The 12,689-nt window shown below is 61.3% G+C and carries 13 protein-coding genes; 3 read left to right on the top strand and 10 right to left on the bottom strand.

Going from position 1 to position 12,689, the window contains the following annotated elements:
• Positions 1-128: 128 nt before the first annotated feature.
• The 3 genes from AB7933_RS07440 to AB7933_RS07430 are packed head-to-tail and all read right to left on the bottom strand — an operon-like array spanning position 129 to position 3,101.
• The gene (locus tag AB7933_RS07440) at positions 129-1,004 is read right to left on the bottom strand and encodes an alpha/beta hydrolase (RefSeq protein WP_024073693.1); all 876 of its coding nucleotides are present in this window, start codon (positions 1,002-1,004) and stop codon (positions 129-131) included.
• Positions 1,001-2,395, bottom strand: a complete 1,395-nt coding sequence (locus AB7933_RS07435; protein WP_024073692.1) for an aspartate aminotransferase family protein — start codon at positions 2,393-2,395, stop codon at positions 1,001-1,003. The genes AB7933_RS07440 and AB7933_RS07435 overlap by 4 nt, the downstream gene beginning before the upstream one ends.
• Positions 2,388-3,101, bottom strand: coding sequence for an MtnX-like HAD-IB family phosphatase (locus AB7933_RS07430; RefSeq protein WP_024073691.1), 714 nt, complete (start codon positions 3,099-3,101; stop codon positions 2,388-2,390). The genes AB7933_RS07435 and AB7933_RS07430 overlap by 8 nt, the downstream gene beginning before the upstream one ends.
• Positions 3,102-3,342: 241 nt before the next feature.
• Here AB7933_RS07430 and AB7933_RS07425 point away from each other — a divergent pair, with 241 nt between their 5' ends.
• Complete coding sequence (locus AB7933_RS07425; protein ID WP_024073689.1) at positions 3,343-4,113, top strand: MipA/OmpV family protein; 771 nt, start codon at positions 3,343-3,345, stop codon at positions 4,111-4,113.
• A 76-nt stretch (positions 4,114-4,189) separates the two neighbouring features.
• Positions 4,190-5,056, top strand: coding sequence for a fatty acid desaturase family protein (locus AB7933_RS07420; protein WP_024073688.1), 867 nt, complete (start codon positions 4,190-4,192; stop codon positions 5,054-5,056).
• 50 nt (positions 5,057-5,106) lie between these two features.
• On the opposite strand, the gene AB7933_RS07415 is transcribed toward AB7933_RS07420, so the two are convergent.
• From AB7933_RS07415 to AB7933_RS07395, 5 genes are all read right to left on the bottom strand, one after another.
• Entirely contained in the window at positions 5,107-5,523 is a 417-nt protein-coding gene (locus AB7933_RS07415) for an EamA family transporter (protein ID WP_024073687.1), read from the bottom strand.
• Positions 5,520-5,897, bottom strand: a complete 378-nt coding sequence (locus AB7933_RS07410; RefSeq protein ID WP_024073686.1) for an EamA family transporter — start codon at positions 5,895-5,897, stop codon at positions 5,520-5,522. Before AB7933_RS07410 ends, AB7933_RS07415 begins: the two co-directional genes overlap by 4 nt.
• The gene (locus AB7933_RS07405) at positions 5,894-6,814 is read right to left on the bottom strand and encodes an arginase family protein (RefSeq protein WP_024073685.1); all 921 of its coding nucleotides are present in this window, start codon (positions 6,812-6,814) and stop codon (positions 5,894-5,896) included. The genes AB7933_RS07410 and AB7933_RS07405 overlap by 4 nt, the downstream gene beginning before the upstream one ends.
• 1,201 nt (positions 6,815-8,015) lie before the next feature.
• Complete coding sequence (locus AB7933_RS07400) at positions 8,016-8,669, bottom strand: DsbA family oxidoreductase (RefSeq protein ID WP_024073682.1); 654 nt, start codon at positions 8,667-8,669, stop codon at positions 8,016-8,018.
• Between the two features lie 55 nt (positions 8,670-8,724).
• Positions 8,725-9,744 (bottom strand): alpha/beta fold hydrolase, encoded by a 1,020-nt coding sequence (locus tag AB7933_RS07395; protein WP_041160850.1) that lies wholly within the window; start codon positions 9,742-9,744, stop codon positions 8,725-8,727.
• A 182-nt stretch (positions 9,745-9,926) separates the two neighbouring features.
• On the opposite strand from AB7933_RS07395, the gene metR reads away from it, so the two are divergent.
• Positions 9,927-10,844 (top strand): transcriptional regulator MetR, encoded by a 918-nt coding sequence (gene metR, locus AB7933_RS07390; protein ID WP_024073680.1) that lies wholly within the window; start codon positions 9,927-9,929, stop codon positions 10,842-10,844.
• Positions 10,845-10,857: 13 nt separating this feature from the next.
• Here metR and AB7933_RS07385 read toward each other — a convergent pair whose 3' ends face one another.
• Together AB7933_RS07385 and AB7933_RS07380 are read right to left on the bottom strand one after the other, a co-directional pair.
• Positions 10,858-11,271, bottom strand: a complete 414-nt coding sequence (locus tag AB7933_RS07385; RefSeq protein ID WP_024073679.1) for an NUDIX hydrolase — start codon at positions 11,269-11,271, stop codon at positions 10,858-10,860.
• 48 nt (positions 11,272-11,319) lie between these two features.
• Positions 11,320-12,648: an HD domain-containing phosphohydrolase gene (locus AB7933_RS07380; protein ID WP_024073678.1), complete on the bottom strand. Its 1,329-nt coding sequence runs from the start codon at positions 12,646-12,648 to the stop codon at positions 11,320-11,322.
• Between the last annotated feature and the right edge of the window lie 41 nt (positions 12,649-12,689).

Genomic DNA, 12,689 nt, shown 5'->3' with positions numbered 1-12,689 from the left:
GACGCCGCGTTCATTCAGGAAACACGCGTTATCGTTGACGTTTTTCGCGAGCAAGAACTAGGCGTCCCCCTCGCTCCTACAGAAGGCGATGTCCGCTTAACTGAACGGCATGAGGGCAAACAACCCCGTTAGCCACAAGCAGCCAGCTCACCACAACCCGCCAGCTCGCTGGAGAGTGCGGAGTGTCGCTCGACAAACTCCGTACTCAACTCGATCACGCGGCGGTATTGCAGGTCGACGGTGATCATGTGGTAGCAGTTGTCCAGCAGGATCTTGGTCACCGGCCCGCCGAGGTGGCGTTCCACGTAGTCAGCGTTCCAACGGCTGGTGATGTCGTCCTCGATGGAATGCAACACCAGCGCCGGCACCTTGACCTCGGGCATGCGCTTCTTGACCACGGCGTTCATACGGTGCAACTCGCGCACCGTGATGCCTTCCATGGTCAACAAACCGGCTTCGCTGCTCTCCCCTTCCTTCATCTGCCGCTCGACAATCGCCCGCAGGCGCTCGTTCTTGATGCCATACGGCGGCTTCTCTTCGAAGCGGCAGATATGCACGCCGAACGGAATCTTCATCAGCAACGGCGTGAGGAACGCCAGCTTGTTGATGCTCCAGCCGTCGTACTTCAACGTCGTGGAATACATCAGCAGCCCGGCGACTTGCCCAGGGTGTTCGGCGGCGACGTACATCGACATCACCGCCCCCATGGACAAGCCACCGACAAACACCTGTGCATGGCGCTGCTTGACCTGGGCGAAGGTCTTGCGCACACCTTCGTACCAGTCCAGCCAGCCGGTAGCCTGCAGGTCGCTGTTGTCACCGCAGTGCCCGGCCAGGGTGGGCACGTACACCGTGCAATTGCCCACCTTGGCCAGGCCCTTGGCGACCTGGCGCAGTTCCGTCGGAGTGCCGGTCAGGCCGTGGATCAACAGGATCCCGACCGGACCTTCACCGAGAACGAAGCCGGCATCACCTTCACCGAGGTCGATCTCTGCCGGTTTCACCGTTTGGTCGCCCGCACCAGCAATTGCTCGAGCAGCTTCAGGCCCAGCTCGATTTCCGGGTAGCTGATTTCCAGGGACGGTGCCAGGGTGATCACGTTCTTGTAGTAGCCGCCCACATCGAGGATCAGGCCCAGCTTGCGGCCGTCTACCACCATGTCGCCTTTCATGCCTTCCTCGACCATGTAGTCCAGGGTCGCCTTGTCTGGCGTGAAGCCATCCGGGCCGCAGATTTCGCAGCGCAGGGCCAGGCCCAGGCCGTCGACGTCGCCGATGATAGGGAAACGTTTCTGCAAGTCCTGCAGGCCTTCCAGGAAGTATTTGCCCTTGGCCATGACCATCGCGCCGTAGTCGACTTCGTTGGTCATCTTGAACATTTCCAGGCCCACCGCCGTGCCCAATGGGTTGGAGGCGAAGGTGGAGTGGGTCGAACCTGGCGGGAAGACCTTCGGGTTGATCAACTCTTCACGGGCCCAGATACCGCCCAGCGGGTTGAGGCCGTTGGTCAGCGCCTTGCCGAACACGATGATGTCTGGCTTGACGTCGAAGTGCTCGATCGACCACAGCTTGCCGGTGCGATAGAAGCCCATCTGGATTTCATCGGACACCATCAGGATGCCGTGCTGGTCGAGAACCTTCTTCAGCTCGCTGTAGAAGTTCATCGGCGGGATCACATAACCGCCGGTGCCCTGGATCGGCTCGACGTAGAACGCGGCGTATTCACTCTGGCCGACTTTCGGGTCCCACACGCCGTTGTATTCGGTCTCAAACAGGCGGGCGAATTGCTGCACGCAGTGGCTGCCGTATTCTTCCTTGGTCATGCCTTTAGGGCCGCGGAAGTGGTACGGGAACGGGATGAACTGCGCACGCTCGCCGAAGTGGCCGTAGCGACGACGGTAGCGGTAGCTGGAAGTGATCGACGAAGCGCCGAGGGTGCGCCCGTGGTAGCCGCCTTCGAAGGCGAACATCAGGCTCTTGCCGTTGGTGGCGTTACGTACGACCTTCAGGGAGTCTTCGATCGACTGCGAACCGCCGACGTTGAAGTGGACGCGACCGTCGAGGCCGAATTTCTTCTTGGCATCGACCGCGATCATTTCCGACAGCTCGATCTTGCCTTTGTGCAGGTACTGGCTGGCGATTTGCGGCAGTGTGTCGATCTGCTGTTTCAGCGCATTGTTCAGACGCGGGTTGGCATAGCCGAAGTTGACGGCCGAGTACCACATTTGCAGGTCGAGGTAGGCCTGGTCTTCGGTGTCCCACACGTAGGAGCCTTCGCAGCGGCTGAAAATGCGCGGCGGCTCGATGTAGTGGACAGTGTCGCCGTACGAGCAGTACTTGGCTTCTTTATCCAGAAGCACCTGGTCTTCGGCGGTAGCGATACGGATATCAGACATGGTGGAAGAGTTCCTGATTTTCAATAGAGAGGTCAGTCGCAGCAAAGGTGGTGGCGTTGGCGGCAATGCCCTGGGGCAGCCTGGCCAGCAATGCGGTCACTTCGGCGAAGGTGTCGAAGCGCGCGTGGGGAATGTTGTTGGCTTCGCAGTACTGGGCGAGGCTGCCTTTGGCGAAGACGAAATCGGCGGTGGACGCGACGCACATGTCGGACTTGCCATCGCCGATCACCAGCACGCGCTTGTTGCGCGGCGTGGACTTGCACTTGCAGTTGCCCGACGCGGCGCGGCACGCATCGCTGGAATACGGGAAGTCTATGCGCCAGCTGTCCTGGTCGACCTGGCGCAGGCGGTTGGCGAGGATCGGCAGCAGGGTCACGTAGTTGCGCGACAGAATCCGCGCGATACCCTGCTCGATGCCGTCGCTGACCACTTCGACGGAGGCCCCGAGGCCGATGACGTGATCAACGAAATCCGGGAAGTCCGGGTCGATCTCGACGCTGTCGAAATACGCCAGCAGTTCGCTGGGGGTGGCCTTGATCAGCGCCAGTTGGCGGCTCAGGCATTCGCGTGAACCGATATGCCCATCCAACCATTCCTGCTCGATGGTTTCCCATTCGGGACCCGCGAAGCGTTGGAGGACGTTGTCGATGACATCGGTGGGGGTAATGGTCCCGTCGAAGTCACACACGATATGCCAGTGGATCATCTGCCTGTCCTTGAGTTGGAGGGCTTGAAGAAGAGCGCGCTGTGTGCGCTTGCAGAAGGGGTAGAGCAGGGACTGTGCCAACTGGCCTGGGCCCAGCAGGGCTGGGGGTTTGGCGGGTAATTCGGGCGATATGTGTCGCAGGAGCTACAATTTTTGTAGCTTGCTACAAACAAGATGAGTGCTTGCGCCAGGGCCCCCCTTCGCGCGTTCATGCGCGCATGGCCAGATAAGGAAACGCTCCATGTTCAAGGTTACTTCTGCTGTATTCGCCGGTTTATTGGGACTCTGGGGCTTTTCCAGCGCAGCCCTGGCAGAAGGCATCACTGGCGAAGTCGGCGCAGGTATCGCTTATCAACCCCATGACCCGACCGGCAGTCGCTACGAAACGCGGCCAATCCCCTACGTGGACCTCGACTGGGGCAGCGTCAGCCTGGGCACCGATGACGGCCTGACCTGGAGCGCCCTCAATACCAACGGTTTTACCGCCGGCCCCTATATCAATTACCTGCAGGGGCGTACGGCCAACGGCTCACTGCGCGGCCTGCGCAATGTCTCGGACATGGCCGAAATCGGTGGCTTTGTTCAATACGCCCCGGTCGATTTCTGGCGTGTGTATGCCCAGGTGGGCCAGGCCGTTGGCGGCGGGCATGATCAAAGTGGCGTACTGGGTAAGCTCGGCGGTGAGTTGGGTTACCCACTGGGCAGCGGGATTATTGGCAGCACCGGCCTGATGGCGCACTTTGCCGACGCCCGCCAGACCCAGACCTATTTCGGCGTGGACGCCAACGAATCCGCGGCCTCCGGCATTCGCGCCTACAACGCCAGCGCGGGCTTCCAGAACATGACGCTGACCCAGAGTTTTGAATTCCCCCTGGCGTCCCACTGGTCGCTGCTGACCAGCGCCAGTTGGGTGCACCTGGTGGGCTCGGCGGCCAATAGCACTATCGTCAAGGCGACCGGGGACGTGAACCAGGGCCAGGTACAGACAGCCATCAGCTACAAGTTCGACTAATAAGCACACACCTTCTTACAAACTGGTCTGAGCCTTGCAATGACGCCCCGGAATTCATTTCTTCAGGACGCTATTCATGGCTCGCCCCGCTTACCGCCTGCTGCACCACTCGCTCTGGGACCTGGTCCCCATCACGATGGGCCTGGCCCATTTCGTTTTTGTCATCTGGCTGGTGACCGCCTTTCATAGCCTGAGCGGGTGGGCCCTGTTGCCCCTGGCGCTGCTCTACGCGGTGAGCCTGTCGTGGAGCATCAACAGCATCTCGCACAACCAGATCCACAACGCCTACTTCAGCCATCGCGCGATGAACCGCGCCTTCGACCTGTTGCTGTCGGTGACCATCGGCTTTTCCCAGACGCTCTACCGCGATATCCACAACCGCCATCATCGCGGTAACGCCGATCTGCCGGGGCCGGATGGGCACACCATCGACCCCCTGTCGATCTACCAGCGCGGCAAGGATGGGCAGCCGGAGAATCCCTGGGCCTATACCTTCCTCAGTTTCTTCCGTGACGACCCCAAGCCGTTCTACGACGAAATGAAGCGCAAGCGCCCGGCGGATGCGCGTTGGGTCAAGGTCGAGATCGGCGTGACGGTGGCGTTCTACATCGCCCTGGCGTTCTACAACTGGCAGGCGGTGTTGTGGTTATTGCCGTTCTGGTACCTGGGCCAGTGCCTGTCATCGCTCAATGGCTACTATGAGCACTTCGGCGGCAACCCGGACCTGCCGATCGCTTGGGGCGTGAGTTCCTATAGCCGGTTGTACAACCTGATCTGGATGAACAACGGCTACCACGCCGAACACCACTACCGGCCCAAGATGCACTGGACCAAGATGAAGGCGTTTCATCGGGAGATTGCCGAGCAACAACGTGCGGCGGGGGTCAAGTCGATTCCAGTGTCACACGGCCTGGGCTTTTTGGTTGCACACCGCAAACCCTGACCTCCCTCCCGTAGCAGCTGTGTGACCCAGCTGCTACGGGAAGGGCGATTTCAGTTTTCTTCGCCCTCGGCCAGCAGGGCGATCCCGCCGATAATCACCGCAACCCCCACCCAATGCAGCAGGCTGATGTGTTCCCCCAGCCCCAGCCACGAACCGAGCAGCACCACCACAAACACCAACGAACTCAGGGGGAACGCCAGGGACAGGCTGCTGCGCCGCAGAATCAGCATCCACACGAAAAACGCCCCGATGTAACTGGCGATCGCTGCCAGAATCCCTGGGTTGCGCGCCACCTCGGACAACCACTGCCAGTTGAAATCCATCTGGCCCAGTTGGTTGCCAGCCACCTTGGTAAACAACTGCCCGGCGCTTTCGGTACAAATCAGCAAGGCCCACAGCACCACGGTGCCGAGGCGCCCGTGCAACCAGCCACTTGGGCGCACTACCACAACATCCTGCGTATTCATGCCTGACTCCCAATCGCCACCAACATCACCCCCAGGGTAATCACCAGGGTTCCCAGCCAACGGCGCCGGCTGACGGTTTCCTTGAGCACCAGCTTGCCTGCCAGCACCACCCCGCAATAAGCCAGCGCCGCCGCCGGGAACAACAGGCTCAACGGCGCACGGGACAAGGCTTCCAGCCAGACGAAGAACTCGATGGCATAGGCGCCGATCCCGGCCCACAGCAACGGCGCATTGAACACCTGGCCCCAGAAGGCATTCAGGCGAAACTCACCCTCCAGCGCTGGCAGGCGGTCCAGGCCGATCTTGAAACACAGTTGGCCGATCACATCGAGCACGATGGAAAAGGCCACCAGCAACACCACGGTCAGGGTCACGGGAACAGCTCCTCAAACAGGTTGATCAGGGCTTCATTGGTGGCGGCGTTGCGCTGCAAATCCTCCGTGCTCCAACGCTCCGGCGGCGGCTGGTCGGACTTGGCCTCCCAACGCTTGAACGCGTTACTGAACACCGGCGTGGCGAACTCGCCGCACACGTCGATGCCGATGATCCGCTTGCGCGCCGCCAGGGCCCGCAGCGCCTGGAGCAGGTGGGTCAGGCGCATGCCGCCCTGGTCCCAATTGGTGGCTGCGTCTTCACTGGCCAGCACATCTTTGTCGATGGTGATCCAGATCGCCTCGGTGGGCAGACTGGTGATCATCTGGTCCAGAAAGGCCGCCCAGTCGAGCTCCGCCAGGTTGCGCCAGTGCAGGTAGTTTTCCTGCTGCTGGTGGCCAGCACCATCGCCCACCCGGCCCCAGACCTTCGATGGCGGGTGCTGCCACGGAAACAGCTGCAATTTCCCGCGCTTGAGGGCGCCAAGGTTGCCACCGCGCAGTTGCGGGTTATGCAGGTCGTCGCTGCACGGGCCGAGGGTCACGATACGTTGGATCGCCGGCATTTTCAGCGCACGGTTGACCCACGAACCACAGTGCCGCTTGGGGGCCAGGCGCACCCAGTCGGGGTGGTTGTCGAAGTGGATCAGGCTGACAGGTTCTTTCAAATCCGCGAGGAATGCCGGCGTGAGGTGGTGATAATCGCCGGAGCCGACAAATAGAATTTCCGGCCGCGCATTGGTGGGCCGCGGCCGGTGGGCCAGGCGTTCGGCGAAGCGCTTCCAGGTTTTTTCGGTGGACCACAGGCGTAATTTAGGGCCCAGGTCCAGCAAGTCGATACGGTTGGCGCGGCCACTGGCCAAACGTTGGGCAATCGGCGCCTGACCGGTGAGGCTGTGGTCGAGGTCAAGAATATTCAAGGTAGTGTTTCACCCCTAATGGCAGCGCCCAACCGGATACCGGCTGGGCTTTAGGGGGTCAATGCAAGGGGCGGGCCAGCGGGTGAACGAGCGAAGGCTTGAAGCCTGCGCAGAACTGATGTGGGAGGGGGCTTGCCCCGATGGCGGCCTCATCGGGGCATAAGTATCTACACAACTTTTTTCAGCGGTCTGTGGCGAGGGAGCTTGGTCCCGTGGCGGCCTTCGGGCCGACCATGTGGTTGGATTTGACCGAGTACATATCCGTTGCTGCGGTAACGGCGGCTGGCGGTTCCGCTCTTACAGCGGGTCACTTTTGGAAGAGCGCCAAAAGTAACCAAAAACGCTTCGCCCCAACACTCGGCACCTCGCTTAGGCTCGGTGTGCCCGAACGCAGGCTCTGGAGCGTGGGCCGCCGCGATGGGCCATCCCTGGCCCAGCGCGGCTAACCCGGCGTCCTGCCGGGTTACCCACGCTCCAAAGCCTGCGTTCGGCCAGCGTGTTTGACGGGGCGCCGAAGATCAAAAGCCAAAGCGCGGCGGCCTTAGAGCCGACCGGATTTGTAGCTGGTGTACTCGGTAAAAATGTGGGAGGGGCTTGCCCCCGATGAGGGAGTGTCAGCCACTTATTTGTTAACTGACCCGGCGCTATCGGGGCAAGCCCCCTCCCACATTTGGGTCTCCACAGGTCAGATATCTCCATAAGTCAGGTAGACCTCATTCTGCTTTTGCTCTGCTTTTGCTCTGGCTTTTGATCTTAGGCGCCCCGTTAAACCACGCTGGCCGAACGCAGGCTTGAATCCGTGGGTAACCCGGCAGGACGCCGGGTTAGCCGTCCTGGGCCAGGGATGGCCCATGACGGCGGCCCACGGATTCAAGCCGGAGTAAGGGCACACCGAGCCTAGGCGAGGTGCCGAGTGGTGGGCAAGAGCCCTTTGGTTACTTTGGGGCTCTTTTCCAAAGTGACCCGCCGTAAGGGCGGAACCGCCAGCCGCCGTTACCGCAGCAACGGATATGTACTCGCTAAAACTCCAAAAAAGCGGTCGGCCCGAAGGCCGCCACGGGACCAAGCTCCCTCGCCACAGACCACTGGAAATTGTGTAGATACCCATGCCCCGATAGCAGTGGCACATTCAACATCTTTGTCGGCTGACACTAAGCCATCGGGGGCAAGCCCCCTCCCACATTTGGATCAGGGTTCGACTTCAGTTTTTGGCTTCGTTGATGATCTGGCGAATCGCCCCCACAAAGGCTTCGGCCGGCTGGCCACCGCTGACAGCGTATTGATCGTTGAACACGATGGTCGGCACCGACGTCACGCCACGGGAGATCCACAACTGCTCCTGCTCGCGGACTTCTGCGGCGTATTCGTCGCTGGCGAGAATCTCGGCCGCGCGCTTGAGGTCCAGGCCGACGCTCTCGGCGATGATCGCCAGGGTGGCGTGGTCGGACGGGTCTTGGCCATCGGTGAAATAGGCCTTGAACAACGCTTCCTTGAGGTTGTACTGCAAGCCTTCCAACCCGGCCCAATGCAGCAGGCGATGGGCGTCGAAGGTGTTGTAGATACGGCTCTGGCCGTCGGTACGAAAGGCAAAGCCCAGCGCGGCCCCCATGTCACGGATGCGCTCACGATTGGCCTGGGACTGTTCGGCGGTGGAACCGTATTTCTCGGTGATGTGCTCGACGATGTTCTGCCCCTCGGCGGGCATGTTCGGGTTCAGTTCGAACGGCTGGAAATGGATCTCGGCCTGCACCTCGCTGCCCAGTTGGTCGAGGGCTTCGGTCAGGCCACGCAGGCCGATGATGCACCAGGGGCAGGACACGTCGCTGACGAAATCGATTTTCAGGGGAGTACTCATGGTAGGCAACCTCGCTGGCATTCATGTGCCACAAAAGTTGCACGATACACCAATGTCACAACACCTTCGAAGGCTCGCCCAGGTCAATCTGCGCCCAATGTGCAGCATCTTCGCGATGGGCTTGCAGGTACGGTAGAACCGCCGTCAGCAGCGGCGCCTTGAACGCTTCCTGGAAACGGTGGGCCATGCCGGGAATCAACTTCAATTGGCTGCCCTGGATATGCGCCGCCAGGTGCACGCCGTGCATCACCGGCAGCAACGGGTCGGCGGTGCCGTGGACCACCAGGGTCGGCACGCGTAATTGGTTGAGCAGCGGCACGCGGCTCGGTTCGGCGAGGATCGCCATGATCTGGCGCTTCACGCCTTCCGGGTTGAAGGCGCGGTCGTAGGACAGCGCCGCCTGGTGCAACAACGCCTGGCGATCATCCTTCACGTTCGGGCTGCCCAACGCCGCGAGCAAATCCGCCTGCTGCTCCAGCGCCACTTCACGATTCGGCGCGCTGCGTCGCGACAACAACTGCACCAGCGCTGCATTCGGGGCCGGCAAGCCTTCAGCGCCAGAGCTGGTCATGATCAGCGTCAGGCTTTCCACGCGCTGCGGCGCCATGGCGGCCAGGTGCTGGGCGATCATGCCGCCCATGCTCGCGCCCAGCACATGGAATTGGCGGATCTGCAACGCGTCCATCAAGCCCAGGGCATCGTCGGCCATGTCGGTCAGGGTGTAGGGCGCGGCCACCGGCAGGCCGAGCTTGTAGCGCAGCACTTCGAAGGTCAGGTTGGCGCTGGCCGGTGCCTGGCGCCAGGTGGACAGGCCAACGTCACGGTTGTCGTAGCGAATCACCCGGAAACCTTGCTGGCACAGGGCGACGACCACTTCATCCGGCCAGTGGATCAACTGCCCGCCCAGGCCCATCACCAGCAGCAATGCAGGATCGGACGCACGGCCGATGCTCTGGTAAGCGATGCTCACCTGAGCCAGGTCGACCGTTTGGGTCGGGACATTGACATCACATCGAGAAGCCGCAAAAGACGGCAGGCCGAATAGTAGAGCGGCCAGTAAAAACAACACGCGCATGAAAAACACCGAAACGCAGAACCCCAGTAGAGCGCGAGTCTGATGAAGTTTGTTCAAGCGCGCTGCCACACTTCCATGACAGTTTGATGAAGAGTGCCCGGTGGTCGTGGTCGACAGGCCCGCGAACATGAGACAAACTCACGCTATCGCAACTTGTCACAAACTATCCTCATGGAGAGCCCGTGCTCGAGATCCGTCACCTCAAGACCCTGCACGCCCTGCGCGAAGCCGACAGCCTGGTGGAAGCCGCCGAGCGCCTGCACCTGACGCAATCGGCGCTGTCCCACCAGTTCAAGGAGCTGGAAGAGCGCCTGGGCATGCCGTTGTTCGTGCGCAAGACCAAACCCGTGCGTTTCACCAGCGCCGGCCTGCGTCTGCTGCAACTGGCCGATGCCACCCTGCCCTTGCTGCGGGGTGCCGAGCGCGATATCGCGCGGTTGGTCGGCGGCACCGCCGGGCGCCTGCACATGGCGATCGAGTGCCACAGCTGCTTCCAATGGTTGATGCCGACCATCGACCAGTTCCGTGACGCCTGGCCCGAAGTCGAACTGGACCTGGCCTCGGGGTTTGCCTTCGCCCCCCTGCCGGCCCTGGCTCGCGGCGACCTGGACCTGGTGGTGACCTCTGACCCACTGGAACTGCCGGGCATTACCTATGTGCCGCTGTTCACTTACGAAGCGATGCTCGCCGTGGCCAACCAGCATGCGCTGGCGAACAAAGCCTACATCGTGCCGCAAGACCTGCTCACTGAAACCCTGATCACCTACCCGGTGGAACGTGACCGCCTGGACATCTTCACCCGCTTCCTGGAGCCGGCCGACGTGGAACCGGCCCAGGTGCGGACCTCGGAACTGACGGTGATGATGATGCAACTGGTGGCCAGCGGTCGTGGCGTGTGCGGCATGCCCCATTGGGCGCTGCATGAATACAGCTCGCGCGGTTACGTGAAGGCCAAGCGCCTGGGCGAGAAAGGGCTGTTTGCCACGTTGTATGCGGGGATTCGTGCGGACATGCTGGATGCGCCGTACATGCGCGACTTCCTGCTGACGGCCAAGGACACTTCGTTTTCCACGCTGGACGGGGTCAGCGCGGTGCGCTGAACCCCTCTCCCCTTCAGACAGTGCTGGCCAGGGATTCGCGATAAAACGGCAGGATCAGGTCACGGGTCAACGGCGCCAGCGCCAGGCCGCCATCACCGGCCGGGTCAATCCAGCGCACCTCTTCGATTTCAGCGGCGGGGCTCACCGGTACATCAATGTGTACCTGGAACAACTCGGCTTGCACGGTGAAACCCGGCTCGTTGGCAGCCGGGGCCGAGAAGCGGCCGAGGTACACGGCCGCGCCGGGGTCAATCTGCAGGTTCAGTTCTTCGTACAGCTCACGGGCCAGGGCTTGAACAGGTTGCTCACCGGCGTCGATCTTGCCGCCGGGTTGCATGAAAGCCTGGGTGCCACGCTTGCGCACCAGCAGGGTTTGGCCGTCGCCGCCGATCAGCAGGGCCGCGGCGATTCGAATCGTAGTGGTCATGTACAGGCTGCCTCGAATGAAAGGGCCGCAAGGATCACAGAAAGCGCCTCAATCGGAAAGCAGCGCACCTTCTTCAGGGTCTTTGATAAACACGGTGTACTTGGCCCCTTCCATCGCTTCAAACGCAATCAGCTTGTCCACCAGCGGCAGGTTCAACACCTTGCCGGCGTTGAGCAGCAACATGCCGTTATCGGCATTGAGATTGCGCGCCAGCACCATGCCTTCGGTCAGTTCGCGGGTGGTCAGCGCCTTCACGCTCGGGTCGCCCAACGTCACGTCGCTGAGGAAGGCAGCGCACGCGTGGATAAAGTCCTCCAGCATATCTGGGTCGTAGAGCTTGCCGGCATATTTGCGAATGAAGAGCAGCGCTTCATCGCTGTTCATCTGCCGCTCGAGGATCAAGCCCTTTTGTAACTCGATAAAGTCGACGGCCAGTTTCAACAACCGCGACCCCGAGGGGATCTGCTCGCCCTTGAGGTGGTCGGGGAAACCGGTGCCGTCCCAACGCTCCTGGTGATGGCGGATCAAGCGTGCCGCGTCCTTCATCGGCTCCAGGGTCATCAGCAACGACTCGCTCTGGGTCGGATAGGCCCGATAACGCTCGCGATCGGTACTGTGCAGCATGTCCGATGGCGCGACCATCATGCTGTCGCTCCAGCTCAACTTGCCAATGTTGTAGAGCGCGGCGGCCATGGCCAGGTCGCGGGCACTGGCTTCGTCGATCGCCTGGGCCCTGCAATACACCCGGATCAATTCGATCAACTGGCGATTGGTCTGCTTCTGCTTGGGTAAGCGCAGGTTGGCCAACAGCGAAAACACCTCGGTGCCGGTCACATAGCTGCGCTTGAGCTCGTCGTAGGCCAGGTCGAGCATGTCGGCGGTCTGTTGCAACTCGGCGGTGCGCGCCGCCACGCGTTTTTCCAGGGTGGCATTGAGCACTTTCAATTGCTCGTTCTGGTCGCGGGTCAGGCGCTCCAGGCGCTGGTGCTCAACGCACTGGCGCAGGGTCAACTGCAACTCATCGTCATTCCAGGGCTTGCTGATATAGCGATCGATCTGCCCATCGTTAATCGCCTTGACGATGGTCGGAAGGTCAGCGTAGCCCGTCAGCAGGATGCGACCGGTCGATGGGTACAACTGATGGACCCTGGCCAGCAGCTCGGCCCCATTCATGCCCGGCATGCGTGCATCGCTCATCACCAGGTCGATGGGATGGGCCGCCATGATGTCCAGGGCCTGGGCACCGCTGCTGGCCAGCATGACCTCGTAGGGTTGACCGCGCAGGAGGCGACGCAGGCTGTTGAGGATCGATTCTTCGTCGTCAACCAGCAGAATGGTGGGTTTATAGGGCGATGTCGTAGCGAGTTGTGCGTCCATGGCGACTCTGCCTTCGAATAAAACAAAATTGAGCGAACTTG

It is taken from the genome of Pseudomonas gorinensis, from assembly GCF_042015035.1.
In the GTDB taxonomy this organism is placed as follows: Bacteria; Pseudomonadota; Gammaproteobacteria; order Pseudomonadales; family Pseudomonadaceae; genus Aquipseudomonas; species Aquipseudomonas gorinensis.
Note: the sequence above shows the minus strand (reverse complement) of the source record. Positions and strands in the feature narration are given on the sequence as shown.

Coding starts and splice junctions, on each gene's coding strand:
- AB7933_RS07435 (WP_024073692.1), bottom strand. CDS start 2,395: ATGTCTGATATCCGTATCGCTACCGCCGAAGACCAGGTGCTTCTGGAT.
- AB7933_RS07430 (WP_024073691.1), bottom strand. CDS start 3,101: ATGATCCACTGGCATATCGTGTGTGACTTCGACGGGACCATTACCCCC.
- AB7933_RS07425 (WP_024073689.1), top strand. CDS start 3,343: ATGTTCAAGGTTACTTCTGCTGTATTCGCCGGTTTATTGGGACTCTGG.
- AB7933_RS07420 (WP_024073688.1), top strand. CDS start 4,190: ATGGCTCGCCCCGCTTACCGCCTGCTGCACCACTCGCTCTGGGACCTG.
- AB7933_RS07415 (WP_024073687.1), bottom strand. CDS start 5,523: ATGAATACGCAGGATGTTGTGGTAGTGCGCCCAAGTGGCTGGTTGCAC.
- AB7933_RS07400 (WP_024073682.1), bottom strand. CDS start 8,669: ATGAGTACTCCCCTGAAAATCGATTTCGTCAGCGACGTGTCCTGCCCC.
- AB7933_RS07395 (WP_041160850.1), bottom strand. CDS start 9,744: ATGCGCGTGTTGTTTTTACTGGCCGCTCTACTATTCGGCCTGCCGTCT.
- AB7933_RS07385 (WP_024073679.1), bottom strand. CDS start 11,271: ATGACCACTACGATTCGAATCGCCGCGGCCCTGCTGATCGGCGGCGAC.
- AB7933_RS07380 (WP_024073678.1), bottom strand. CDS start 12,648: ATGGACGCACAACTCGCTACGACATCGCCCTATAAACCCACCATTCTG.